A 25,438-nucleotide genomic window follows, 5' to 3' on the forward strand; every position below is an offset into this window, starting at 1 on the left:
GATACCTTAATGAATAATATTGGTATTGAAAAAATCCGTATCTACCCAAGTAGCTTGGCGCTGAAGTTATCTGAATTGGCACAAGCACGTGGTGGAGACAACAAATACATTCAAGAATCTTTAATGGTTATAAAGCGCAGTTTAGTACCACAGTGGGAAGATGCGGTCACCCTTGCAGTCAATAGTGCCAAAGATATGCTCAACGATCAGGACCGTTCGGATATTGGTTTATTTATTATTGCAACAGAGTCAGGCTTAGACCAGGAAAAGGCTATAAGTACTTGGGCGCACCGCTATTTGAGACTGCCTGCGACTTGCCGTGTTTTTGAACTGAAATCTGCCTGCCATGCCGGAGCGGCGGCATTAAAAATGGCTGAGTCATGGATATCATCCGGTCTTAATCACGGTAAGAAAGTGCTATTGATCAATGTGGATATCAGTAATAACATGATTTGCCACGGAAAGATGGAGTATAGCCTTGGCGCTGGGGCTATTGCCTTGCTTATCTCAAATAATCCTCTTTTTGCGGTCATTGAAACGGGGAAATCGGGTATTCATACTCATGAAGTGACGGATGTTATTCGTCCTCTTCCTTGGAAAGAGGTCGCTTTCGATGTAGAAGCCAGTCTTTTCTCTTATATGGATGGACTCGAAAATGCTTTCGAGGAATATTGTAAACAGACACCTGATGCTCGAGAGAGTGCCTACTTCAATTATAATTTATACCACGTCCCTTTCCCTGGAATTAGTAAAGAAGCACATAAAATATTATTAGAACTCCAAGGGCTCTTTGGAAAAGAGGCATTAGCTACTTTATTTAAACAAAAAGTTATGCCTTCTCTATATTATTCGCAAGAAATAGGGGCAACCTATTGTGGCAGTATTTTTCTTTCCCTATTTTCACTGATTGTAAAAGCACCAGAGCTTCAACCAGGTGATCGAATTGGGGTCTACTCTTATGGTTCAGGGTCCTGTGCTGAGTATTTCAGTATGCAGGTCGGGGATCAAGCGTTAGAGATTGCGCAACAGCAAGGTACGGCATTGGACATATTGCTTGCCCAGCGGAAAATATTGGATATAGCGGCATACGAGCAACTGGAAAATGCGCGTAGTGCACAAATGCAAGGTAAAGACTATAGCTTAGACAGGGACAACTTACAGGACTGGTATACACAACATTACAGCGGGAGTGGGCTCCTTATTCTTGAGCGTATTGATAACCACTTACGGAGTTATCGCTATGCATGAATATGTCACTGTACCTATCAAATTTAATCCCAATTCATTAGCCGACTTCGAAAGCCGCTTTATCTCTGCGCTAAATAACGAGCGCTATAACGTTATTGTGCTTACGGGCGGGCCTACCTACTTTAGTATGGGTATGGATCTTACGTATATTTCTACCGATTATGACGCCAACTTTGTGTCACAGTTCTGCACTATCCTAAAAATGGTAAGGAGTAGCCATAAGCCAGTATTAGCTAAGGTTGAAGGAAATGTTATCGCGGGGGGAATTGCCTTACTGTCAGTCGTCGATTTTATTCTATCGAGCGATACTGCTTCTTTTAGTTTGCCAGAAGTCACATTTGGAATTACACCAACAATAGCCATGTCTTGCTTACTTGAACGTATTAGGCCTCATCATCTTAAATACTTCGTATGGAGTTCAAGTGTTATTTCGGCAAAACAAGCCCTAAAATGGGGTTTAATCGATCAGGTAAATATACTGGAAAACTTAGACCAAGATATTCAAGTTATGAGTAAGAAGCTATCTCGCATTCCAACATCCGCTATAAAAGAAAGTAAGTTACTGTTGACGGAACATCATTCTTTCGACGAAAGGCTGGATTTAGGTGGACATCTTCTGGTGAAAAAATTAAATGACTCTCAGACCATAGAAAAAATATGTCAGTATTTAGAAAACATCAAGTTGTTTAATGATGAATATGCGGATGACAAATATGAAAAAACTCTATTTAAGAAAAATTGATGAAGGCATCGTTTTTATGCATATTAACGATCCAGTCAACAATAATGCCATTGATGATGAATTCTGTTTACAGTTGCATGGTATTATCGACACGATAAAGAAAGACAAAACCATTAAAGTACTTATTTTAGTCGGATTGCCTGATATATTTTGTACCGGTGGAACCGAGGCGTTTTTACAAAGCCTAATCACACACTACAAAACTAATATTGAGCATGAGTATGCCAATCACCTCAAGAACTTTCTGAATATACCGATCCCAGTTATTGCTGCGATGGAAGGCAGTGCTACAGGTGGGGGATTAGTCTTAGGTTTATATGCGGATATTTTAGTCGCGGCGGAAGAGAGCCGCTATGGCATGTCATTTATGAACATGGGTTTCACCCCAGGGATGGGATCAACCGCCATGAGTAAGGCGGCATTTGGTTACTATACCGGTTTTGAAATGATGGTCACCGATAACTATCTTAGAGGCTGTGAGCTGAAAGGAAAATGTTGTTTCAATTATATTTTGCCTCGCGCCACGGTCATGGAAAAAGCCATTGAATTGGCTACAGCCATTGCTGAAAAACCACGCCATAGCTTGGAGTTATTAAAAAAATACATGTCTATCGACAGACGAAAAACACTAGAGGAAACAAGCACCATAGAGGCGTTTATGCACCATATTGCATTTAATCAAAGCAATATTGAACAGCAAATACAAGACAATTACACGGGTTAGATATGCTGAATAACTTTAGTGAAATGACCGTATTGGTAACTGGCGGTACGAAAGGTATCGGGCGGGCTACTGTTGAAAGCTTTGTTAAGGCGGGAGCAAAAGTATATGGCACTTATTTTTGGGGAGACAATTTAGATGAAGTTGAAAACTATTTTTCTCAATATATCAATCGTCCAATCTTCCTTCAGGCGGATATCAGTGATGAAGACACAACCATACGGCTAATTGAAACCATTGCTCAAGAAAACAAAAGAATCGATATTCTTATTCTCAATGCTGCGTTTGCTCCCCAATTTAAAGATACTTATAAATTTAGGGGGCTGCTTGATAGTATTGAACACAACGCCTGGCCACTTGTCACTTATATAGATTGCATTAAGCAATATTTTTTTCAATATCCTGGTTATGTAGTTGCAATTACTTCCGAAGGACATCGTAGTTGCCATATAACAGGCTATGATTATGTTGCGGCATCGAAAGCGGTATTGGAAACATTAACTAAATACATTGGTGCACGGGAAAATATCATTATTAACTGCATTTCACCTGGTGTGGTAGATACAGAAGCCTTTGAATTGGTTTTTGGTAAAAAAGCACAAACATTTATTCGAAAATTTGATCCAGATTTCATTGTCAAACCTGAGGCTGTTGGCAATGTAAGTGTAGCTCTTTGCAGCGGATTAATGGATGCCGTGCGTGGTCAGGTCATCACCGTTGATAATGGCAGGATGTTTACTGACAACTTTACCAAGTGGATCGAAATGATTGAAACTCATTTTGTCGAGAAATAATGAGGGAGAATCTCCTCTATCACGAATATTACTCCGAGTTAACTCATATATCGCTCGGTATTATTCACGTTACTTTAACCTAAAAGGTATTAATCATGTCTATTTCCAAAGGTAACTCATTTCTTGGCCGATGGAAACTTGAGTCCTGTGTTGGTAACAGTGGAGGTATACATATTTATCCTATAGGTAGTGAACCGTTTGGTATGTTGACCTATACCGAACAATATATGATGGTGTTTATTGCATCAGGTAAAAGAACTCAATTTAGCACGGAGGATATTCGTGCTATCCCGTCAGAACAGATCGTGGCAGATTTTCCTAAATTTGAAACATATTGTGGCCATTACGATGTGAATCACGATAAAAACATCGTCACGCATTTTATTGAAAATAGCAAAATTCCCAATCAAATTGGCACTGAATTTCGCCGATACTTTATTTTTGAGTATGATAAGTTAATTCTTAAATCCACGGATGGTATATTTCTCAATGGGGAGTCATGGTTGTTTGAGCTTGTTTGGAACAGAGAAGAATAAATTTTTATTAATAAATAAGAGAGGATGTTATGGATAGAGAATATATTGCTAATATTGTGAAAAAACACATTATTAATTCTGTCGATGGTATCAAGGAAGATGACATTGATTTGCAAAAATCAATGGCAGACTATGGCGCAAGCAGCTTAGACATAGTTTCCGTTGTCTCAGGTGCTATGAGAGAGTTAAAAATAAAAATCCCACGTACTGAGTTAAAAAATATTAAATCTATAAACGGCCTGATTGATATGTTTGTAACGAGCAGTTCAGAGGCTTAGACATCTATGAACTATGGCCTACGGAGGGGCCATTTTCCGAACTAAAATAGGAAAGATTACCTATTTTTATAGCACCACCACAGTAAAGAGGGCGATACATGGCATCACATCATGCAATTTTATTTCCGGGGCAGGGGGCGCAGCGTCCAGACATGGGGGCTCCGATATTTGATATCTACCCCAAATTAGTGGCAGATGCTGAAGAAATTGCTGAGTTTAGTATTCGTGATTTTTTTCTGGATTATCCTGCGGATCGGTTTAGCAACACCCTTTACGTTCAGCCAGCTTTATATACAGTTAATGCTTTGTATTATCGTCGATATATTGATGAGTCTGGGGCGTTACCATTATTTCTAGCGGGTCATTCTCTTGGCGAATTTAATGCATTACATGCCGCCGGTGTATTCGACTTTGAAACAGGATTGCGTCTGGTAAAAAAAAGAGCCTTGCTGATGTCTGAAAGTCAGGGGGGAGGTATGGCTGCTGTTCTTGGTCTGAATGCTGAAGAAGTGGCTCAAATCCTTGAGGAGAATAATCTTTTTGATATTTCGATAGCTAATATTAACTCCGATTTACAAATGGTGATATCAGGGCCGATTGAGAGTATTAAACAGGCAGAAGAGATATTTTACGATAACTATGCAATTAAATATGTTGTACTGAGAGTGAGTGGTGCTTTTCATAGTACGATGTTAAATTCCGCAGCTATAAAATTCGGGGAATATATACAAGACTTTTCATTTTCATCGCCCACGATATCAGTTATCTCCAATAGGACGGCCTGTCCGTATACCGTATCCTCTGTAATAAAAAACCTCTCTGAGCATATTAATAAACCTGTCATGTGGAGGCAATCGGTTATCTATATGCGTACACACGGTGTAGATAGATTTACTGAGATGGGGGGGAGTTCTTTACTGCTGGATATGGTTAAGAATATTTTGTAGTAGTCTGGGTTTGAGGTCCAATGGTACGGAAGCGTACGATAGGGAATATTTTCTCATGGATTATCTCCCCTTCCTGCTGCCCTTGGCTTTACCCCAATTATCCCAAACTGGCGGATCTTCACGCTTGACCTACCCCAAAATCCTGCTCCATTCAGAAACATTTTTGAATTGAATTTATTAACTGATAGGGTTGTAACATCATAAAAAACAGCATGTTAGCCTTCCTCATTCTTAGGAGATAGCGCAACAATTAGAAAACACATAGTTGGTACTATAATCCACTGCTCAGCGCTGTATACAAACCATACATCTATAGGCATCCCTATAAGGAGATTCATTATAGACTGACGCAGCAAATCGCTGTCAGCAATCATCATTATTACAGTAAACCACATTCCTTTGATTAGAAGATTTTTTCCAGGTAGCTTCTCTCGAATAAATAACCAAATAAACACTTTACCCAGAGTCGGGATTAAAGCAGTTAAAGCAGCTATAACTACAATATAAACAGGATAAGGTTCCTGCAAAAGACCATCCATCCTACCTGCTTTAGTTGCAGCATCCATGTAGTCTAAAACCCATCCTCTTCCATATAAGACATGAAATGTGAAGCCAAATGCTGCTGACACTAATGTTACCAGACAAATACGTACCCAAAATATCATAAATTATTTCCTGCTATATTGTATGAAGAAGACATATTTTATCTCATTAATGGTGTTTCCTGAAAGTTGCATATACTAAATACTTTAAAAAATAAAGTGCCTTGCTCCGATATACGTTATCAAGAAGGCTCTGTCGTATTAGTGATATGAAGTTGGCAAAAGTTGCGTTGTCGGTTATTTAGGTGGCCAACAGATAAAATTTTTCCGCCGGTGACAATCTGTCACCAGTTGGATGTTGAAGCTGTTCTTTGCGTATCATGTGCACTAACTCAATGCCCGCCAATATCGTCTGCGCACGTCTAAATGATTTGAAGCCCAGCATCGATCGTATCCGCCGTTTGATATTTCGGTGATCCTGCTCCACAAGGTTATTCAGGTACTTATTCTGCCTGACGGTAATGCTTTCTTCCGCCGGTTTGCTGGCATTGAGTGTAGCCAGAGCCGCTGTATTGGCACCACTTTTATCAATGGTGACCACCTCAGGTTCGCCGTGTTGGCGAATAGCCTTGCGGAAAAAACGCAGTGCCGCCCCAGCGTCCCGTTTGGCGGTGAGTAGGAAGTCGATGGTCTGGCCTGCAGTATCGACCGCCTGGTACAGATATTTCCACTGACCTTTGACTTTGATGTAGGTCTCGTCCATTCGCCACCGCCGACCTACGGTACGTTTATGCCGACGAAACGCCTTATCCAGCAAGGGCACCAAGCGGATAACCCAACGATGTAACGTGGAATGGTCAACGGCAATACCGCGTTCAGCCATCATCTCTTCCAAATTGCGCAGGCTCAGGGTATAAGCCAGATACCAGCGAACACATTGTACGATGATATCAACGGGATAATGCCGGCGTTTAAAGGCGTTTCGGATCAGAGACATGGTTAGGCAACATCTTAAAAAAAACAGCATGTTACCTGACGATGTCTTAATGCGACAGAACCGTTTATTTTACCTGCGCGTTTCTTACATCTTTGCCTGCTTCCCAAATGCGGTATTTCACATCAACTCCTTTTGGTACATAAACCACGATCGGTAGGCGACTGTTATAGCGCTGCATAGCGGCGTCCCCCAGATTGGCGGCGATAAATTGTGGGCGGCGGGTGTTATCCGGGCAAGCCATCATGGTTGAGGCCGGTTCGGAGATTTTATCCATCACCAAATAGTCAAAGCCCCAGCCAGACAAGGTTCTGGTTTCCAGATTGCCACCGAGCATATGGCGGTTGCAGTCAACTTCAATGGTTTTACCTATCAGCAATTCAACTTTGAAGCGGCTTTCGTCTTCTTGTGGCTCGAGGAAAATGACCTGGCGGCTCATTCCTTTTTCAGCTTGAGGATAAGGCGCAATCTTCTCTAACGGCTGTTGTTGATTAAGTGGTGGCTCAGTAGCGGCAATAGTGCTGGCAGAGGCGGCCATTAACAGGCTGGTTATGGCGATTGACAGTCTTTTCATCTTTTGTCCCTATGATTTTAATTCCAGATGCAAAAATATCATCTATTCAACAGGCTGATTATAGGTGAAATCCGATTGGCTGATTTATCTATCTGCTTAAAGCTCGATTTCAATATCGCCCTTTGGCTGACAACAACAGGGCAGGATCTCGCCGGCCTGAATAAAAGCTAAAGGTTGCTGCGAATAGCAGACTTCGCCTTTCAGCAAGCGCAGGCGGCAGGAGCCACAATAGCCAGAGCGGCATTGGTATTCGATGGGTACCTGATGATATTCAAGCGTTTCTAGCAAGTTACGGCTGTTCGCGGGCCGGTTAAGTTGAACACCGGTGGTGCTCAACTTGATAATGGATTTCATGGATTACAGCTCGAAATCGCTCAGGTCGTCAGCACTGACTTCTGAATCAATTTGACCGACCAGATAAGAGCTGACTTCAACTTCCTGCGGTGCCACCTGCACGTTATCAGACACTAACCAGGAGTTGATCCACGGAATAGGGTTGGTTCGAGTAGCAAACGGCACACCCAGCCCCACCGCCTGCATGCGGATATTGGTGATGTATTCCACGTACTGACACAGAATCTCTTTGTTCAGACCAATCATGGAACCGTCACGGAACAGGTATTCAGCCCACTCTTTCTCTTGTTGGGCGGCCAGAACGAACAGGTCATAACACTGCTGTTGGCACTCTACGGCAATTTCGGCCATTTCCGGGTCATCTTCGCCAGAACGCATCAAATTAAGAATATGCTGGGTACCGGTTAAATGCAGGGCTTCATCGCGGGCAATCATTTTGATGATTTTGGCATTGCCTTCCATCAATTCGCGCTCCGCAAAAGCAAAGGAGCAGGCGAAACTGACATAAAAACGGATGGCTTCTAGCGCATTGACGCTCATCAGACACAGATAAAGCTGTTTTTTCAGCTCATGCAAATTGACGACGACAGTTTTACCATTAACTTGATGGGTGCCTTCCCCCAGCAGGTGGTAGTAGCTGGTCATTTCGATCAAATCATCATAATAGGCTGAGATATCTTTTGCGCGTTTGAGGATCTCTTCGTTGGTCACGATATCATCGAAAACTATCGACGGATCATTCACGATATTACGGATGATATGGGTGTACGAGCGTGAGTGGATGGTTTCTGAGAATGACCAGGTTTCCACCCAGGTTTCCAGTTCTGGAATTGAGATAAGCGGCAGTAAGGCAACGTTAGGGCTGCGGCCCTGAATTGAGTCCAGCAAGGTCTGGTATTTCAGGTTGCTGATAAAAATGTGTTTTTCATGATCTGGCAGTGCGTTGTAATCGATACGATCACGGGAGACATCTATCTCTTCTGGACGCCAGAAAAATGACAATTGCTTCTCAATCAGTTTTTCGAAAATAGCGTGTTTTTGCTGGTCGAAACGCGCCACGTTAACGGATTGACCAAAGAACATCGGTTCAAGCAACTGGTTATTTTTATTTTGCGAAAAAGTGGTATAGGCCATGATTTCCTCAGGGGACAACAATGCAAGGGCAAATGAAGAATGGCCCGGCGATAACCGTATTTGCGATTATCGCGTAGGGCCAGAACTATAAATCAGATCTTACATGCGCCGCCTTCACAGTCATCATCACCCGGCTGACTTTGAATATCTTCCTGCACATCATCAGCACCGTCGCGGGTGTTTTGATAGTAAAGGGTCTTCACACCAAATTTGTAGGTGGTCAGCAAATCTTTCAGCAATTGCTTCATCGGCACTTTGCCAGATGGGAAGCGGGTTGGGTCATAATTGGTGTTAGCTGAAATCGCCTGATCGACGAATTTCTGCATTAAGCCGACCAGTTGCAGGTAACCATCATTATTTGGCATATCCCACAGCAGTTCGTAAGCATCTTTCAAACGCTCATATTCAGGCACAACCTGGCGTAAAATGCCATCTTTCGAGGCTTTGATACTGACGTAACCACGCGGTGGCTCGATACCATTAGTGGCATTCGAGATCTGCGAAGACGTTTCAGATGGCATCAGCGCAGACAGTGTGGAGTTACGCAGGCCGTGAGTCTTAATATCGTTACGCAGCGTTTCCCAATCGTAGTGCAGTGGCTCGTTGCTGATGGCATCCAAATCTTTCTTATAGGTATCGATCGGCAAAATACCTTGCGAATAGGTGGTTTCATTGAACCACTGGCAGGCACCTTGCTCACGAGCCAACGCGTTAGAGGCTTTCAGCAAGTAGTACTGAATAGCTTCGAAGGTGCGGTGAGTCAGGTTATTAGCGCTGCCATCGGAATAACGCACGCCATTCTTCGCCAAGTAATAAGCAAAGTTAATCACCCCAATACCTAAGGTGCGACGGCCCATCGCGCCACGCTGCGCGGCGGCAATAGGGTAATCTTGGTAATCGAGCAAGGCATCCAGCGCACGTACAGCCAGTACCGCCAACTCTTCTAAATCGTCAAGGCTATCAATGGCACCTAAGTTGAAGGCAGACAGGGTGCAGAGCGCAATTTCGCCATTCTCGTCATTGATGTCATTGAGTGGTTTGGTTGGTAATGCAATTTCCAGACACAGGTTTGACTGCCGCACGGGGGCAATTTTCGGGTCAAACGGGCTGTGGGTGTTGCAGTGGTCAACGTTCTGAATATAGATACGGCCAGTCGAAGCACGCTCTTGCATCATCAGAGAGAATAACTCAACCGCTTTTACCCGTTGCTTACGGATGCTGCTGTCTTGTTCGTATTGGGTATAAAGGCGTTCAAACTCATCCTGATCAGCGAAGAACGCGTCATATAGCCCCGGTACATCCGATGGGCTAAACAGGGTGATATCTTCACCTTTTAGCAGGCGTTGATACATCAGTTTGTTGATTTGGACGCCGTAATCCATATGGCGCACGCGGTTGCCTTCAACACCACGGTTGTTCTTCAACACCAGTAGGCTTTCAACTTCCAGATGCCACATTGGGTAGAACAACGTGGCAGCACCTCCACGCACGCCACCCTGTGAACAGGATTTCACCGCAGTCTGGAAGTGTTTATAGAACGGGATACAACCGGTATGGAAAGCTTCACCACCACGGATTGGGCTACCTAACGCACGGATACGACCCGCATTGATACCGATACCGGCACGCTGTGACACATATTTAACAATGGCACTGGAGGTGGCATTGATAGAATCCAGGCTGTCACCACACTCGATTAACACACAAGAACTGAACTGACGAGTTGGGGTACGCACCCCTGACATAATCGGTGTCGGCAGCGAAATCTTAAAGGTTGAAACCGCATCATAGAAGCGTTTCACGTAATCGAGACGAGTTTCGCGCGGGTAGTTAGAGAACAGGCAGGCGGAAACCAGAATGTACAGGAATTGGGCACTTTCATAGATCTCACCGCTGACGCGGTTCTGCACCAGATATTTACCCTCCAACTGCTTAACCGCAGCGTAGGAGAAGTTCATATCGCGCCAATGGTCGATGAAAGTGTCCATCTGTTCGAATTCTTCTGCGGTATAATCTTCCAGCAGATGCTTGTCGTATTTACCCATTTCTACCATTTTCGCGACATGATCGACGAGTTTTGGCGGTTCAAACTGGCCATAAGCTTTTTTGCGCAGATGGAAAATAGCCAGACGCGCAGCCAGATACTGATAGTCAGGCGCATCGCGCGAGATAAGATCGGCCGCTGCTTTGATGATAGTTTCATGGATATCGGCAGTCTTAATGCCATCATAAAACTGAATGTGTGAACGCAATTCTACTTGAGAGACCGAGACGTTATGTAAACCTTCTGCGGCCCAGTCGATGACCCGGTGGATTTTATCCAGATTGATGCGTTCTTTGCTGCCATCGCGTTTAGTAACAAGTAGGCTTTGGTTCATGTGTTCTTGACCTTTTATCCCCGTTCTTCATGCACAAACAGCACAAATTTACACTCTCTATGATTACGAAAATCATTGAGGCTGTAGTGTATTGTTCAGTATGTAAACACTATATGTAGGGGGTGGGTAGTGGATAGATAACAAGATAGTGAGTATTGCGGCTTTTGGCAAGTGAACAAGATCGCTTAATTGTGTGGATAACTTGGGGGTGAATTGTTACGAAACGCTCTCAGACTGCGCCATCACTGGATCTTACCTACTGTCGCTTTGGGGGATAAGATTTTACTGAAAACCTTAAAAAGTGGATCGTTTGCCGGTTTATTAAACATTAGAAAAATTCCCTTCATCTTTCGCGCCGTAGCGGTGTTGGCTATCCTCACTCACCCCAGTCACTTAGTGGACTAAGCTCCTGGGAATTTGTTCGGTTGCCGCCTTGCTACAACGCGAAATCTATTGGGTATTGTTTGATTTTTATACTCCCCACGCGATGAATTTATTCGCTATCTCGTTGAGTATGCACCATATAATTCACATCAACATTACCGCCAAGCTTAAAACGATCTGTTATCGGATTGTAATGTAGCCCGATAATGTGGCGCTCACGCAACAGGGTTTGATCAACCCAACCGATAAGTTCTGATGGGCGAATAAATTTTTTCGAATCATGGGTGCCTTTCGGAACCATTTTCAATATATATTCTGCACCGACCACGGCCATCAGCCAGGATTTGGTATTGCGGTTAATAGTTGAAAAGAATACGTGGCCACCGGGTTTGACCAATTGAGCGCAGGCGCGGATAACCGAGGCGGGATCTGGCACGTGTTCGAGCATCTCCATGCAGGTCACCACATCGTAGTGTTGTGGGTGTGCTTGCGCGTGGCTTTCAACTGTTTCTTGTACATAATCCAGTTTGGTACCGGTTTCCAGCGCATGTAGGCGAGCCACTTGCAACGGCTCATAGCCCATGTCCAGACCGGTGACGTGTGCTCCTTCCCGAGCCATGCTTTCGGCCAAAATTCCACCACCGCAGCCGACATCCAGCACTTTCTTATCAAAAATACCGCCAGAGCGCTGTAAAATGTAATCAAGACGCAGCGGGTTAATGCGATGAAGAGGTTTGAATTCACCTTCTAAATCCCACCAGCGAGAGGCAACTGCCTCAAATTTAGCGATTTCTTGCTCGTCGACATTCTGATGGCTAGCTGTGTTATCTACACGCATGGAGAGTTCTCACTGTTCTGTTTCTTTGCGCAGATTATACATGTTCCCTTCCAATTGACGCAGAATAATACCGTTAAGTTAGGCGGATAAGCCCGACATAAAGTCGTTTCGACAAACATCACGTAGTTTCGCCAAAATCTGGGTTTTGTGATATAGTTTCGTACCTTTAAATCCGGTAATTAGTAGAGGGATAGCGGCTCAATGAGCGACCTTGCCAGAGAAATAACACCGGTCAACATCGAGGAAGAGCTGAAAAGCTCCTATCTGGATTATGCGATGTCCGTTATTGTCGGACGTGCTTTACCAGATGTCCGGGATGGACTGAAACCGGTGCACCGTCGCGTACTGTATGCGATGAATGTACTGGGTAATGACTGGAATAAACCATACAAAAAATCGGCCCGTGTAGTCGGGGACGTTATCGGTAAATATCACCCGCATGGTGACAGCGCGGTCTACGACACAATTGTGCGTATGGCCCAGCCGTTCTCACTGCGCTATATGCTGGTGGATGGGCAGGGCAACTTCGGTTCCGTCGATGGCGATTCTGCTGCGGCGATGCGTTATACCGAAATCCGTATGTCTAAAATTGCTCACGAATTGTTAGCGGATTTAGAAAAAGATACCGTTGACTTCGTGCCTAACTATGATGGTACGGAACAGATCCCCGCAGTGATGCCAACCCGAATCCCTAACCTGTTGGTTAACGGTTCGTCAGGTATTGCCGTAGGGATGGCAACCAATATTCCGCCACATAACCTGTCTGAGGTTATTGATGGCTGTCTGGCTCTGATCGAAGATGAAAACATCACCATTGAAGGGTTGATGGAGTTCATTCCAGGTCCAGATTTCCCAACAGCCGCCATTATTAATGGTCGCCGTGGTATTGAAGAGGCTTATCGTACTGGCCGTGGCAAGGTCTATATCCGTGCCCGTGCTGAAGTTGAAGCTGACGCGAAAACCGGCCGTGAAACCATTATTGTTCACGAGATCCCGTATCAGGTGAACAAAGCACGGTTGATTGAGAAAATCGCTGAGCTGGTCAAAGAGAAACGCGTAGAAGGCATCAGCGCGTTACGTGATGAGTCTGATAAAGACGGCATGCGTATCGTGATTGAGATTAAACGTGACGCCGTCGGGGAAGTGGTTCTAAATAACCTCTATTCACTGACGCAACTTCAGGTGACTTTCGGTATCAATATGGTGGCTCTGTCTCAAGGGCAGCCTAAATTGCTTAACCTGAAAGACATTCTGGTTGCATTTGTGCGCCACCGTCGTGAAGTGGTGACGCGTCGTACCATTTTTGAACTGCGTAAAGCACGTGACCGCGCACACATCCTTGAAGCATTGGCAATTGCACTGGCTAACATCGATCCGATTATCGAATTGATCCGCCGTGCCGCCACTCCTGCTGAAGCCAAAGCGGGCTTGATTGCCAATTCATGGGAATTAGGCAACGTGGCGTCAATGTTGGAACGTGCCGGTGATGACGCTGCCCGCCCTGAGTGGCTGGAAGCTGAATACGGTATCCGTGACGGCAGATATTTCCTCACCGAGCAACAAGCTCAGGCAATCTTGGATCTGCGTTTGCAGAAACTGACGGGCCTGGAGCATGAAAAACTGCTGGATGAGTATAAAGAGCTGTTGACCTTAATTGGTGAGTTGATCTTTATTCTGGAAAACCCGGATCGCCTGATGGAGGTTATCCGTGAAGAATTGGTTGCTATCAAAGAGCAATATAACGACGCACGTCGTACTGAGATAACGGCTAATACTTCCGACATCAACATCGAAGATCTGATTAATCAGGAAGATGTGGTTGTGACGCTGTCCCATCAGGGCTACGTCAAATATCAACCGCTGACGGATTACGAAGCTCAGCGCCGTGGTGGTAAAGGTAAATCGGCTGCCCGTATCAAAGAAGAAGACTTCATTGATCGTCTGTTGGTTGCCAATACCCATGATACTATTTTGTGCTTCTCCAGCCGTGGCCGTCTCTATTGGATGAAGGTCTATCAGTTGCCGGAAGCCAGCCGTGGTGCACGTGGTCGTCCGATCGTCAACTTATTGCCGCTTGAGCCAAATGAGCGTATTACCGCCATTCTGCCAGTGCGGGAATATGAAGAAGGCCGTCACATCTTTATGGCGACCGCCAGCGGCACTGTGAAGAAAACCGCTTTGACCGAGTTCAGTCGTCCACGCAGCGCCGGTATTATTGCCGTCAATCTGAATGAAGGCGATGAGCTGATTGGTGTGGATCTGACCGATGGCAGCAATGAAGTCATGCTGTTCTCTGCATTGGGTAAAGTGGTTCGCTTCCCTGAGTCACAGGTCCGTTCGATGGGCCGTACTGCGACCGGTGTACGTGGTATCAACCTCAATGGTGATGATCGGGTTATTTCTCTGATTATCCCACGTGGTGATGGCGAAATCTTGACTGTGACTGAAAACGGTTATGGTAAGCGTACCGCAGTGGAAGAGTACCCAACCAAGTCCCGTGCGACTCAGGGTGTTATCTCCATTAAAGTCAGTGAGCGTAATGGTAAGGTTGTGGGGGCTGTTCAGGTGGCTCCGACTGACCAGATCATGATGATCACCGATGCGGGTACTCTGGTGCGTACTCGCGTATCTGAGGTGAGTGTCGTGGGGCGTAATACCCAAGGTGTGACGCTGATCCGTACCGCAGAAGATGAGCATGTCGTTGGTCTGCAACGTGTTGCTGAGCCAGAAGAGGATGATGAAATCCTTGATGGCGAATCATTAGAAGGTGAAGAGGGCGGCGAAGACGATGCTGCACTGAATACACCAGAAGATGAAGATGCTGCTGATGAAGCAGAAGAAGGCGATGCTGAAGATGAGGACGACAACGTATAATGCGTTGTTGAAAACAAGAGCCAGCTTACGAGCTGGCTTTTTTATGGGCTATTGGTAGTGTATTCTGTTGCTCATGCAGCCTGTCTGGCCCTACTTTCCACCCTGGAATCAGATTGAAATATCTCTCTTCATTTCGCACGACACTGAAAATATCCCGTTACTTGTTTCGGGTATTGGCCATTATGTTATGGTCACTTGGTGCACTGTTGACCACTTTTTATATCCTGAACATTCTCAACGAGAAAAAATCTGACATCCGTCAGGAATATAATACTAACTTTGAGCAGGCTCAGAGCTACATCAGGCACTCTGCCGATATCATCCGCGATATCAAATATATGGCGGAAAACAGATTAAATCAGGATTCGGCGAGCAGTGATATCGCTGCTGGCGCTTTTATCAAAAACAAAACGACACCACAATATCATCCGCTTAATACCGGTGCGGATTGTGCTGCACTTAATTCGTCGCGCCACTCTTCATTAAGTTCTCTTAGTAACCTGATTCTGTACTGGAAAGAGAACTTTGCCGCAGCTTATGACCTTAACCGGATATTCTTTATTGGCAGCGACACGCTGTGCATGGTGGATTTCGATATTCGCAATACCCCGATGGAGCAGGAGAGTCTGCTTAAGTCATTGAATGAAAATATTTTAAAATATCGAGATGCAAAAAATCAGGATAAAGACAGCACGTTGTATTGGATAGTACCGGGTGTGCGGCCTGAAATTGGTACCTTATATGTCCTGACCCCCCTCTATGTGGGCAACAAGCTAGAGGCAATGGTGGGTACTGAGCAAACTATCCGCCTGGAGGATTTTATCTCTTCCGGGACATTGCCTGTCGGCGTGACATTACTTGATCAGGATAATGAGCCGGTATTACGGTTAGCAACAGGGGAACGGTATGCTTCGATGTTAGACGATTACCCTGATTCTCCGTCTTATTTTGGCTACGTTGATGACTACAACTCGCTTATTCTAAAAAAGAATTTACTGCCATCAACCCTCAGCATCGCTTATTCCTTGCCGGTTAGAACGATAATAGATACATTCAAGTTATTAATTTTTAATGCATTTCTTCTGAATGCGCTTTCTGGTGTTGTGATCTTTACTCTGGCGTGGCTATTTGAGCGAAAAATGTTCCATCCAGCAGAAGATAACGCTTTGAGGCTGGAGGAACATGAACAGTTCAACCGCAAAATTGTCGCTTCGGCTCCTGTGGGCATTTCTATTCTGCGCATTAGTGACGGGACCAATATCCTCAGCAATGAATTGGCACATAATTATATTAATTTGCTGACGAATGAGGATCGCGAACGTATTACACGCATTATTTGTGAGCAGCAGGCGAACTTTGTCGATGTCATGACCAGCAATAACAATAATCTACAAATTAGCTTTGTTCACTCCCGTTATCGTAATGAAGATGTGGCTATCTGTGTGCTGGTTGACGTCAGCTCACGGGTCAAAATGGAAGAGTCACTGCAAGAGATGGCGGCGGCGGCGGAGCAGGCCAGCCAATCAAAATCGATGTTTTTAGCCACGGTCAGCCATGAGTTGCGCACGCCGCTATATGGGATTATCGGTAACCTCGATTTGTTGCAAACCAAAGAGTTACCTCACGGTGTTGAGCGGCTGGTGACGGCGATGAATAATTCGTCAGGCTTATTACTCAAAATTATCAGCGACATCCTCGATTTTTCTAAAATAGAATCTGAACAACTGAAAATTGAGCCGAGTGAGTTCTCTACCGTGGAGGTGATAACCCATATTACGGCTAACTATTTACCGCTGGTGGTCAAAAAACGCTTAGGTCTCTACTGCTTTATTGAGCCTGATGTACCACGACAGATGCTCGGCGATCCTGTCCGTTTGCAACAGGTGATTTCTAACCTGTTGAATAATGCTATAAAATTTACAGATACTGGCTGTATTATCTTGCAAGTACGGGTGCGCGGTGATTATCTGGAATTCCGAGTGCGAGATACCGGCGTGGGGATTAATTCACGTGAGATTAACCAGTTATTTGATCCATTCTTCCAGGTTGGAACTGGAGTGCAGCGCCATTTTCAAGGGACGGGGCTAGGCCTGGCTATCTGTGAGAAGTTGGTCAACCTGATGGATGGCGATGTTGAAGTGGTTTCAGAGCTAGGAATGGGCAGTATTTTTGCTATCCGCATTCCATTATATTTTGCCGAAAATGGCAATCGGGCTAAAAATGCCGTGTTACCGCAAAGCGACCGTTGGCAAGGGAAAACCTTGTGGTTGGATATCCGCAATGCGCGGTTGGAAAGCTATTTACTTGATTTATTGCGTCATTTTGGAGCCACGATCCGGCGTTACAGTAATGAACAGACCTTGCAGGATCAAGTGCTGATTTGTGATTACTTACCGCAAATAAACGCACCTCTATCGACGTGGATTCAAATCTCCATTGAGCACATTGGTCTGCCACAAGAGACGCGTCCAGGCTATTGGTTACTGAGCACATCGACCCTACTCGAGATTATCCCGCTATTGGACCAGATATTGCTGGAACAACCATTGGTTGAGTGCGCGCCATTACAGTTGCCAGCACCGAAAGCAAATCAGGATGAGAATGCAGACTTGCAAATTCTGGTTGTGGACGATCATCCCATTAATCGCCGCTTGTTAGCCGATCAGCTCACCACTCTGGGCTACCAAGTGATTACCGCGAATGATGGGTTGGATGCTCTGGCAGTATTGAGTGCCAATAATGTCGATATTGTACTGACTGACGTGAACATGCCAAATATGGATGGTTATCGTCTGACTCAGCGCCTGCGGCAGTTAAACCATCATTTCCCGATCATTGGTGTAACCGCCAATGCATTAGCTGAAGGCAAACAACGCTGTATTGAAGCAGGGATGGATAACTGTTTGTCCAAGCCAGTGACACTGGATACATTGCGCCAGATGTTGGTTTACTATAGTGACAAAGTCCGCCGTTCACGTTAAAGCCTTCGTACTTGAAGCCGCAGGGGTGTTAGCTGCACTCATTCACCCGAATCACTTACGTGAGTAAGCTCCTCGGGATTTATTCGTTTGCTGCCTACCTGCAACTCCAATTACTTTGGCTTATATCTTGGTCTTGAAGCCGCAGGGGTGTTAGCTGCACTCATTCACCCGAATCACTTACGTGAGTATGCTCCTCGGGATTTATTCGTTTGCTGCCTACCTGCAACTCCAATTACTTTGGCTTATGCCTTGGTCTTGAAGCCGCAGGGGTTAGCTGTTTAGGTCGTTTGGTTGTTATAACGAGAGTTAATGCATTAATAGCATGAATGGAAAAATGGATAAAAATAAGCCCGAGGTCACTGAGCAAATTTTGCTGAGCAACACCGGGCTTGAGATTATATCGGTAGATAAAGATTATTGTTCTTTATCAACCTGACTAATGGTTACAGATGAAAGATAGTTTAACAGCGCGATATCATTATCTACGCCCAGCTTCATCATGGCCGATTTCTTCTGGCTACTGATGGTTTTAATGCTGCGATTGAGTTTTCTGGCGATTTCAGTCACTAAGAAACCTTCAGCAAATAACCGTAAAACTTCACTCTCTTTCGGTGATAAACGTTTATCACCGTAACCATTAGCACTGATTTTCTCTAGCAGTTTAGCCACGCTCTCTGGGGTGAATTTCTTCCCTTTTTGTAGTGCGGCCAATGCCTTAGGCAAGTCGGCTGGTGCGCCTTGCTTTAATACTATCCCATCAATATCCAAGTCCAAAACTGAACTAAGAATAGCGGGATTATTATTCATGGTCAGAACAATTATGGCTAAATCTGGGTAATGCCTTTTTATATATTTTATCAGAGTGATGCCATCACCGTACTTATCCCCAGGCATGGAGAGGTCGGTAATTAGCACATTGGCATCAAGTTTAGACAAACTGTTAATAAGCGCTGTAGAGTCTTCAAACTCCCCGACAACGTTTACCCATTCAATTTGCTCAAGCGACTTTCGGATGCCAAACAACACAATTGGATGGTCATCAGCAATAATTACATTAAGGTTGTTCATGGTTATGGGTTACCTTGCTGCAACAGTCTGGTGACGAAAGAATCAATTTGACTGATGCTATTTTCGATCTTCAACCGATCGCCATCTGCGATATGCTGTTCTAATGTTTCACATAGCTGTTTGCCAAGTATCAGGTTCAACATAGCAAATACGCCTTTCAATCGATGTGCGGTCTGCGAAAGCGATATGAAATCACGTTGCTGAACTTCAGTATACAGTTTCTTCAGATCTACCGGTACTGTCTCAACAAATAAGGAATAATAGTCACTGGACTTTAGTTGTTGCTCGTAGGTATTTATATCATCAGCAGCAATGGATTCAGACTCTTCAGGAGACTCATCTGATAAGATTCGTTGCTCGATTAATAATAATATTGCATCAATGACAGCGCTGCCCAAATTATAATTTACCCGAATATAATTATCCTGCAACTGCTGTAAACCCACCTCGTCTGAGACTAGCAATAAGGTAAAGTTATCATACTGTTGTGGGTTATCCGTTAAGGTTACATCGTAATCCCGCCCTGGCAAACGATCATCCGCGACAATGCAATTGGCGCCGAATGAATTCAATAACGTGGTGATAATTGAACGTACTTCTTCTGAAGTTATATCTAATAGCGCCGTAACTCCGTCCAATAATTTTTCTTGCTCCTCTACTTGTTCATTTTGGATAGCCATGGATACACGGATAGTATAGCGAGTACCTATATCTACTTTACTGCGAATCTCAAGTTGGCCGTTTAATTTCTTACATAATTGGTTACATAAAAAGAATGTTAACCCCGAGCCATGGTTGTATCGGTCAACCAATGTTTGACTGAGGAAAGGATAATTAAGATTACTGATCTCTTCATCAGAAATACCGACACCAGTATCGGTTATCTGGATAATCAGTTGTTCTGGATGCCCGGGTTCGTGGCCAACATTGAGCGTGATTTTCCCATAAGCTGTGGTGATAACAGAATAATGCAGTAGCAGCGACAGTATTTTACGTAAGATTTTTTCATCGCCGATGTAATCCTGATCGATATTGACATGATAGTGATTAAACAGCGTTAAACCTTTCTGATTTATCGCAGGCAGTACCTCCAGCAGTAGCGCATCGATTAATGCTGATAGAGAGAAGGCCCCCTGTTCAGGCTGCCAGTCCTGAGTCTCCAGCCGCGTCAGGAGGGTAATGTTATCTATCAACTCGGCGATAGTGTCAGTTTGCGCTACCAATTTGGCTTTCAGATTCTGTTGTTGCTGTAAGTCGGTGGTGTTCTGGAGCTCATGGGCTATCTGATTGAGGTTGTTGATAGGTTGATTCAGCTCAATCCCCAAGTTGTGCAACATCAATTTGCGGGCTTGCAGGTTTTTGTCGTATTCACGCCTTGCTTGTTGCAGCTTTTTATTTACCAGTACCTCTTTATCCTGATCATGAAGCAGGAACAGATAGGTTTCTGGTGAAATCTGGCTGCGGAACATCCGAATCTCATAAACTTCATTATTTACCGTGCCCTGAATCACCCCGTGGTGCTGTTCTGCCATATGAGCAATTTTTTGCAGATTTAGATGGGGCATCAGGTTATCGGCAATCTGGTTACTAGCGACTACAGTGCTGTTGCTGAAGTTATAGACCAATAACCCTTGTGGCAGGCTGGTAATAATCTCCTGACTCAGTGATTTCTGTGTTTCTAACTGTTCGACCATATCTGCACTTGGGCGCACATATTGGCGGCGCACAAAATAGATGCCTAAAACAGCCAGTACTAGCAACAATATATTGGACAAAAGGAGCCAAAAGTTGTTTCTCAGCAAATCAATGGCTAACCCCCCGACCGGGACACGATAGACAATTTTCAGCGCGGCATTCGCCAGAGGGGCTGAAAATTCTAGCCAGGAACCATTCAATGCCACGCTGGTTGCTACAATGTCCTCGGGCGCCATACCTTCATTAATGGGGGTCTTATCTTGTTGCAGCAAAAAGTTAGAACGCGCCATATTGGAAGGTATTAAGTCATTAATTGGTAAGTCAAAAGCGATAACGGTAGCCAAATGCCCAGGATGGTTAAATGTGGTTCTCAGCGTAAAATAGTAGGCGTTCTGAAAGCGAAATTTACGTAACGGTGAGAAACTCTCACGTTCATCTAAGGTATTGGCCTGTTGCAACATTTCCGCGCGCCGAGATTCAGCAGCAACGGTCAGGTAACTTTCTTTAAAACGCGAAGTGACTTCTTTTAATGCCTGGGTGGTGATGAGTGTCAGACTATTATCTTGGCCGTTAAGATAATACATCGAGTAAGTATCATTTTGTGACCCCCAATGGCTATCAAGATAGTCAGATATCTGCAAGATCATCGGCAGTGTTGCTGGCTCGTGATTGCCAAAAATGACCGAGTCAGTTTTTCTGCGCGGCTTTTCGATATAGTAAATATCAGGGCGTAGCCGGACCTCTTGTGCGGAGAGGATACTTTTCTCAGACATATTGGGGTTATTGGCTAAATCGTATATCTGATAGGTATGATAGCGGTAATCATCGATACGTTGTTGCAGGCCTGCGGCGATAGTCGTTAGCGCGTATTTTTTTTCTGCCAGATAGGCATTGGTATAGTTGTAGCTATACAGGCCCATCGTGACGAGCAGCAGGACGATAAACAGCCAGAAACAGCGAGTGATATTCGCAGAACTGGTAGATAACGAGTTATTTTGCATAACGATAATGCATATTCCTTGATTAGCGCGTGACGGCTCTGGCGCTGGCAGTGACGGTCAGTAATAGTAACGCCACACAGCCAAAAGCCACCGATAAATTGCTTAATTGTGCGACAAACCCAATTGCCGCAGGCCCGGCTAAAATCCCGGCGTATCCGATGGTGGTAATCGATGCTACCGCCAAATTGGCTGGCATCACGGTTTGGTTACCGGCGGCGGTAAATAAGATAGGCACGACATTGGATGCCCCAAGCCCTACGAGCATAAAGCCCAAAAGAGCGGCAATTGAGCTATCAACGCTTATCGCAATGATAATCCCAAGCGCAGCACACAGACTGCCACCTAATAATACCTTGTATCGGCCCAATCCGTTGACAATCCGATCGCCATTCAAACGCCCGAGTGTCATGGCGATGGCAAATACCGCATATCCCATTCCCGCTTGTGAGGGGTCCATACCGCGCAGTGTAGTCAGGAAAACCGCACTCCAGTCAAGCATCGAGCCTTCGGCCAGAAACATAACAAAGCACAGGAAGCCAATAAACATCACCCAACCACGCGGCAAAACAAACAGTGGGCCGTCATGGGCTTCTCCGCTACCTCGTAGCAAATTCTTATTGGCAGTGAGCAGGAGAACAATCATTAGCACCACGGTAGCGATAATCGCCGCCAATGGGCTTAGCCCCAACCATAATAAAGCACTCACGCCACCAGCACCGGCAATCCCTCCGACACTAAACAGACCGTGGAAACCGGACATCATGGCCCGGCCACTGGCTTTTTCAACAATAACCGCCTGAATATTCATGGCGACATCTATTATGCCCATAGCAGCACCGAATACGAGCAGAGCGAGAGCCATCGTCACCGGGGTATTCATCAGGACTAACAAGGGAAGATCGAGGCACAGCACTGCCCCTGCCAGTAAAATCACTGGGCGGCAACCCCTTTTTGCCGTTAGTACCCCGGTCAGGGGCATTGCCAGCATCGAACCGATACCAATACACAATAGCAGTAAGCCCAACGACGCATCGTTAAGACCGATACGCGCTTTGGCAAAAGGCACCAGAGGGGCCCAAGCGGCCATACCCAATCCTGCAATAAAGAATGCCAGTCGGGTCGAGACTTGCTGTGCAACACCTGGCTGCAATGTTTGTTGGAGTACTTTGGTGGTCATGAGGTATCAGATCTGCGATTGAAACGAACAAGTGATATTGACAGATGTTTCTATCACAAAGAGAAATGCGGGTCGAAGGGATTTGTCTGGATTAGTAGAATAGTTGCTTTTTATATACGGTTGCTTGCGGGCACCCCATGACTCTAAGCCCTATATATGCATGGCATAGCTGGCCTCTCTTTAGCTACTCATTAGGCTAAAATGTGGTTTTTATCATCCTAAATACACCGCAGGATAACCGTATCACTCAATAAGATTGTGGCTTAAAATCAAAAATGATTAGCCGAGGATTATTTCTAGTAGAGAGTGAACCGTTCAATTATTCATCGTTGATGAATAATTGAACGGTCATCCATAGGGCATTATAATCACTGATTAGATATTTTTAAGCTATTTGTGCTTAAATAAAACCATGAAACTATATTATTCGGCTACTATTTCATCTTGTTAATACGTGCTCACTATGAATATACTTAACTATATATTATTGGCAATAAAAAAGCCGGTCAAAGACCGGCCGTAACACTAACTAATTATCTGGCCACATAAGCCATAATGTGAATAAAAGTAAAAATAATGATGATAGCGGATGTATTATAGCCCTCGATTATTGTATTTTACTTATCAATTTGTGCTGCTGATGTGTTTTTTCAACATGTTGTTTTATATGTTAATTATATTTGTTCTTGATTGTAAGTGCTATATTTTTAGTGTTTTTAATATTTGTTAAAGTTCGCCAGTATTTACATTTTGAAATACTTTGTTGGGTATATGAAACATTATCCGTCACTTAGTAGCATTTTCTGTATAGATTAATCCTAATCTTATTCCCACAATAGAGAAACCCCATTGGGAGTAATTGCTCGAAAGAGCAGTGGCATAATCAAATCTAATAATAGAGGATAATAACGATGAAACTTCGAGTTCTTTCTCTGCTGGTTCCGGCTTTATTAGTCGCAGGTAGTGCAGGTGCAGCTGAAATTTACAACAAAGACGGCAACAAACTGGACTTGTTCGGTAAAATTGATGGTCTGCATTATTTCTCTGACAATAAAAGCAATGATGGCGATCAGTCCTACATGCGTTTCGGCCTAAAAGGCGAAACACAAATTAATGACCAACTGACCGGTTATGGCGAGTGGGAATATCAGGCAAACCTGAATAAAGCTGAAAGTCAGGATCAAGGCAACTTCACGCGTGTTGGCTTTGCGGGTCTGAAATTTGCGGATTACGGTTCTCTGGATTACGGCCGTAACTATGGTGTGCTGTACGACGTAACTTCATGGACTGACGTGCTGCCAGAGTTTGGTGGCGATACATATGGTGCGGATAACTTCCTGTCTCAACGTGGTAACGGCATGGCGACTTACCGTAACACCAACTTCTTTGGTCTGGTGGACGGCCTGAACTTTGCGCTGCAATATCAGGGCAAAAATGGTAACGGTACTGAAACCAATAATGGCCGTGATGTACAAGGGCAGAATGGTGATGGTTACGGTATGTCCGTATCTTACGATTTGGGCTGGGGTGTGAGTGCGTCTGCGGCGATGGCCAGTTCTCTGCGTACTACTGATCAAAATAACCTGAAATTTGGTCACGGTGACCGTGCAGATGCATACACCGGTGGTTTGAAATACGATGCCAACAATGTCTATCTGGCGGCTAACTATACTCAGACTTATAACCTGACCCGCTTCGGTGATTTCGGCAATAACAATGCCGATGCCGGTTATGCTAACAAAGCGCAAAACATTGAGTTAGTGGCTCAATATCAATTTGATTTCGGCCTGCGCCCATCCGTGGCTTACCTGCAATCCAAAGGTAAAGACCTTGGCAACGGTTATGGTGACCAGGATCTGTTGAAATACGTTGATGTCGGCGCAACTTATGCCTTCAACAAAAATATGTCCACCTACGTTGATTACAAAATCAACCTGTTGGATGAAAATACCTTTACCAAAAACGCCGGTATCAACACTGATGATATCGTAGCTGTTGGTGTGGTTTACCAGTTCTAATTCTGATTACAGGATAAGTTCTGAGGCAGAACGCGGTCAATCTGGCCGCGTTTTTTTGTGTCGGTCATCAGGCTGGTATTGTTAGGACAGGATGTTTATCCGCCGAAGGCAGCTCTTACGTGCATTGAAAACAGCCGATGGTTTATCAAAAGGCGCGCCA

The 25,438-nt window shown here is 44.6% G+C and carries 20 protein-coding genes; 10 read left to right on the forward strand and 10 right to left on the reverse strand.

Annotated elements, in window-relative coordinates; all coding sequences use genetic code 11:
- Positions 1–9: 9 nt before the first annotated feature.
- The 7 genes from V2A84_RS03985 to fabD all read left to right on the forward strand — a co-directional run bounded on the left by V2A84_RS03985 (position 10) and on the right by fabD (position 5,266).
- Positions 10–1,248: a hydroxymethylglutaryl-CoA synthase family protein gene (locus V2A84_RS03985; RefSeq protein WP_083158288.1), complete on the forward strand. Its 1,239-nt coding sequence runs from the start codon at positions 10–12 to the stop codon at positions 1,246–1,248.
- Complete coding sequence (locus V2A84_RS03990; protein ID WP_442848620.1) at positions 1,241–1,990, forward strand: enoyl-CoA hydratase/isomerase family protein; 750 nt, start codon at positions 1,241–1,243, stop codon at positions 1,988–1,990. Before V2A84_RS03985 ends, V2A84_RS03990 begins: the two co-directional genes overlap by 8 nt.
- Complete coding sequence (locus tag V2A84_RS03995; protein ID WP_442848621.1) at positions 1,962–2,714, forward strand: polyketide synthase; 753 nt, start codon at positions 1,962–1,964, stop codon at positions 2,712–2,714. The genes V2A84_RS03990 and V2A84_RS03995 overlap by 29 nt, the downstream gene beginning before the upstream one ends.
- A 2-nt stretch (positions 2,715–2,716) precedes the next feature.
- The gene (locus V2A84_RS04000; RefSeq protein WP_372569369.1) at positions 2,717–3,505 is read left to right on the forward strand and encodes an SDR family oxidoreductase; all 789 of its coding nucleotides are present in this window, start codon (positions 2,717–2,719) and stop codon (positions 3,503–3,505) included.
- A 95-nt stretch (positions 3,506–3,600) separates the two neighbouring features.
- Complete coding sequence (locus V2A84_RS04005; RefSeq protein ID WP_083158292.1) at positions 3,601–4,041, forward strand: lipocalin-like domain-containing protein; 441 nt, start codon at positions 3,601–3,603, stop codon at positions 4,039–4,041.
- A 29-nt stretch (positions 4,042–4,070) separates the two neighbouring features.
- On the forward strand, positions 4,071–4,319 hold the full coding sequence (locus tag V2A84_RS04010; protein ID WP_083158293.1) for an acyl carrier protein: 249 nt from the start codon (positions 4,071–4,073) through the stop codon (positions 4,317–4,319).
- 98 nt (positions 4,320–4,417) lie between these two features.
- Entirely contained in the window at positions 4,418–5,266 is an 849-nt protein-coding gene (gene fabD / locus V2A84_RS04015; protein ID WP_083158294.1) for an ACP S-malonyltransferase, read from the forward strand.
- A 215-nt stretch (positions 5,267–5,481) separates the two neighbouring features.
- Here the strand turns inward: fabD and V2A84_RS04020 are convergent, their stop codons facing one another.
- From V2A84_RS04020 to ubiG, 7 genes are all read right to left on the reverse strand, one after another.
- Positions 5,482–5,931, reverse strand: coding sequence for a hypothetical protein (locus tag V2A84_RS04020; RefSeq protein WP_083158295.1), 450 nt, complete (start codon positions 5,929–5,931; stop codon positions 5,482–5,484).
- A 178-nt stretch (positions 5,932–6,109) separates the two neighbouring features.
- On the reverse strand, positions 6,110–6,805 hold the full coding sequence (locus V2A84_RS04025; RefSeq protein ID WP_083158296.1) for an IS6 family transposase: 696 nt from the start codon (positions 6,803–6,805) through the stop codon (positions 6,110–6,112).
- A 64-nt stretch (positions 6,806–6,869) separates the two neighbouring features.
- Positions 6,870–7,376 (reverse strand): serine protease inhibitor ecotin, encoded by a 507-nt coding sequence (gene eco, locus V2A84_RS04030; protein ID WP_083158297.1) that lies wholly within the window; start codon positions 7,374–7,376, stop codon positions 6,870–6,872.
- A 96-nt stretch (positions 7,377–7,472) separates the two neighbouring features.
- Positions 7,473–7,730, reverse strand: coding sequence for a class I ribonucleotide reductase maintenance protein YfaE (gene yfaE, locus V2A84_RS04035; protein WP_102970384.1), 258 nt, complete (start codon positions 7,728–7,730; stop codon positions 7,473–7,475).
- A gap of 3 nt (positions 7,731–7,733) precedes the next feature.
- Positions 7,734–8,864 carry a class Ia ribonucleoside-diphosphate reductase subunit beta gene (gene nrdB / locus V2A84_RS04040; RefSeq protein ID WP_083158298.1) on the reverse strand — a complete coding sequence of 377 codons (1,131 nt, stop codon included), beginning with the start codon at positions 8,862–8,864 and terminating at the stop codon, positions 7,734–7,736.
- A 92-nt stretch (positions 8,865–8,956) separates the two neighbouring features.
- A complete protein-coding gene (gene nrdA, locus V2A84_RS04045) occupies positions 8,957–11,242 on the reverse strand; it encodes a class 1a ribonucleoside-diphosphate reductase subunit alpha (protein WP_083158299.1) in 2,286 nt (761 codons plus the stop codon).
- A gap of 493 nt (positions 11,243–11,735) precedes the next feature.
- Positions 11,736–12,464 (reverse strand): bifunctional 2-polyprenyl-6-hydroxyphenol methylase/3-demethylubiquinol 3-O-methyltransferase UbiG, encoded by a 729-nt coding sequence (gene ubiG / locus V2A84_RS04050; RefSeq protein ID WP_372559445.1) that lies wholly within the window; start codon positions 12,462–12,464, stop codon positions 11,736–11,738.
- A 201-nt stretch (positions 12,465–12,665) separates the two neighbouring features.
- Here ubiG and gyrA point away from each other — a divergent pair, with 201 nt between their 5' ends.
- On the forward strand, positions 12,666–15,338 hold the full coding sequence (gyrA, locus tag V2A84_RS04055; RefSeq protein ID WP_083158301.1) for a DNA topoisomerase (ATP-hydrolyzing) subunit A: 2,673 nt from the start codon (positions 12,666–12,668) through the stop codon (positions 15,336–15,338).
- Positions 15,339–15,451: 113 nt separating this feature from the next.
- Positions 15,452–18,319 (forward strand): two-component system sensor histidine kinase RcsC, encoded by a 2,868-nt coding sequence (rcsC, locus tag V2A84_RS04060; protein ID WP_442847687.1) that lies wholly within the window; start codon positions 15,452–15,454, stop codon positions 18,317–18,319.
- 414 nt (positions 18,320–18,733) lie between these two features.
- On the opposite strand, the gene rcsB is transcribed toward rcsC, so the two are convergent.
- Genes rcsB through V2A84_RS04075 form a run of 3 tightly spaced genes read right to left on the reverse strand, consistent with a single transcriptional unit; the run spans position 18,734 to position 23,260 of the window.
- Positions 18,734–19,387, reverse strand: a complete 654-nt coding sequence (gene rcsB / locus V2A84_RS04065; RefSeq protein WP_005192390.1) for a response regulator transcription factor RcsB — start codon at positions 19,385–19,387, stop codon at positions 18,734–18,736.
- Between the two features lie 2 nt (positions 19,388–19,389).
- Positions 19,390–22,083, reverse strand: a complete 2,694-nt coding sequence (gene rcsD, locus V2A84_RS04070) for a phosphotransferase RcsD (RefSeq protein ID WP_442848622.1) — start codon at positions 22,081–22,083, stop codon at positions 19,390–19,392.
- A 22-nt stretch (positions 22,084–22,105) separates the two neighbouring features.
- A complete protein-coding gene (locus V2A84_RS04075; RefSeq protein WP_442848623.1) occupies positions 22,106–23,260 on the reverse strand; it encodes an MFS transporter in 1,155 nt (384 codons plus the stop codon).
- Positions 23,261–24,171: 911 nt separating this feature from the next.
- Here V2A84_RS04075 and ompC point away from each other — a divergent pair.
- Positions 24,172–25,278, forward strand: coding sequence for a porin OmpC (gene ompC, locus V2A84_RS04080; protein WP_083158305.1), 1,107 nt, complete (start codon positions 24,172–24,174; stop codon positions 25,276–25,278).
- Positions 25,279–25,438: the final 160 nt, after the last annotated feature.

Origin of the sequence: Yersinia sp. 2553 StPb PI, from assembly GCF_052217105.1 — a bacterium.
GTDB lineage: Bacteria > Pseudomonadota > Gammaproteobacteria > Enterobacterales > Enterobacteriaceae > Yersinia > Yersinia enterocolitica_E.

Excerpts from the sequence above, each read along its gene's own strand:
- V2A84_RS04025 (WP_083158296.1), bottom strand. The coding sequence starts at position 6,805 with ATGTCTCTGATCCGAAACGCCTTTAAACGCCGGCATTATCCCGTTGAT.
- nrdA (WP_083158299.1), bottom strand. The coding sequence starts at position 11,242 with ATGAACCAAAGCCTACTTGTTACTAAACGCGATGGCAGCAAAGAACGC.
- V2A84_RS04000 (WP_372569369.1), top strand. The coding sequence starts at position 2,717 with ATGCTGAATAACTTTAGTGAAATGACCGTATTGGTAACTGGCGGTACG.
- V2A84_RS03985 (WP_083158288.1), top strand. The coding sequence starts at position 10 with ATGAATAATATTGGTATTGAAAAAATCCGTATCTACCCAAGTAGCTTG.
- rcsB (WP_005192390.1), bottom strand. The coding sequence starts at position 19,387 with ATGAACAACCTTAATGTAATTATTGCTGATGACCATCCAATTGTGTTG.
- V2A84_RS03990 (WP_442848620.1), top strand. The coding sequence starts at position 1,241 with ATGCATGAATATGTCACTGTACCTATCAAATTTAATCCCAATTCATTA.
- eco (WP_083158297.1), bottom strand. The coding sequence starts at position 7,376 with ATGAAAAGACTGTCAATCGCCATAACCAGCCTGTTAATGGCCGCCTCT.
- nrdB (WP_083158298.1), bottom strand. The coding sequence starts at position 8,864 with ATGGCCTATACCACTTTTTCGCAAAATAAAAATAACCAGTTGCTTGAA.
- gyrA (WP_083158301.1), top strand. The coding sequence starts at position 12,666 with ATGAGCGACCTTGCCAGAGAAATAACACCGGTCAACATCGAGGAAGAG.
- fabD (WP_083158294.1), top strand. The coding sequence starts at position 4,418 with ATGGCATCACATCATGCAATTTTATTTCCGGGGCAGGGGGCGCAGCGT.
- V2A84_RS04020 (WP_083158295.1), bottom strand. The coding sequence starts at position 5,931 with ATGATATTTTGGGTACGTATTTGTCTGGTAACATTAGTGTCAGCAGCA.
- V2A84_RS04010 (WP_083158293.1), top strand. The coding sequence starts at position 4,071 with ATGGATAGAGAATATATTGCTAATATTGTGAAAAAACACATTATTAAT.
- V2A84_RS04005 (WP_083158292.1), top strand. The coding sequence starts at position 3,601 with ATGTCTATTTCCAAAGGTAACTCATTTCTTGGCCGATGGAAACTTGAG.
- rcsD (WP_442848622.1), bottom strand. The coding sequence starts at position 22,083 with ATGCAAAATAACTCGTTATCTACCAGTTCTGCGAATATCACTCGCTGT.
- ubiG (WP_372559445.1), bottom strand. The coding sequence starts at position 12,464 with ATGCGTGTAGATAACACAGCTAGCCATCAGAATGTCGACGAGCAAGAA.
- V2A84_RS04075 (WP_442848623.1), bottom strand. The coding sequence starts at position 23,260 with ATGACCACCAAAGTACTCCAACAAACATTGCAGCCAGGTGTTGCACAG.
- V2A84_RS03995 (WP_442848621.1), top strand. The coding sequence starts at position 1,962 with ATGAAAAAACTCTATTTAAGAAAAATTGATGAAGGCATCGTTTTTATG.
- yfaE (WP_102970384.1), bottom strand. The coding sequence starts at position 7,730 with ATGAAATCCATTATCAAGTTGAGCACCACCGGTGTTCAACTTAACCGG.
- ompC (WP_083158305.1), top strand. The coding sequence starts at position 24,172 with ATGAAACTTCGAGTTCTTTCTCTGCTGGTTCCGGCTTTATTAGTCGCA.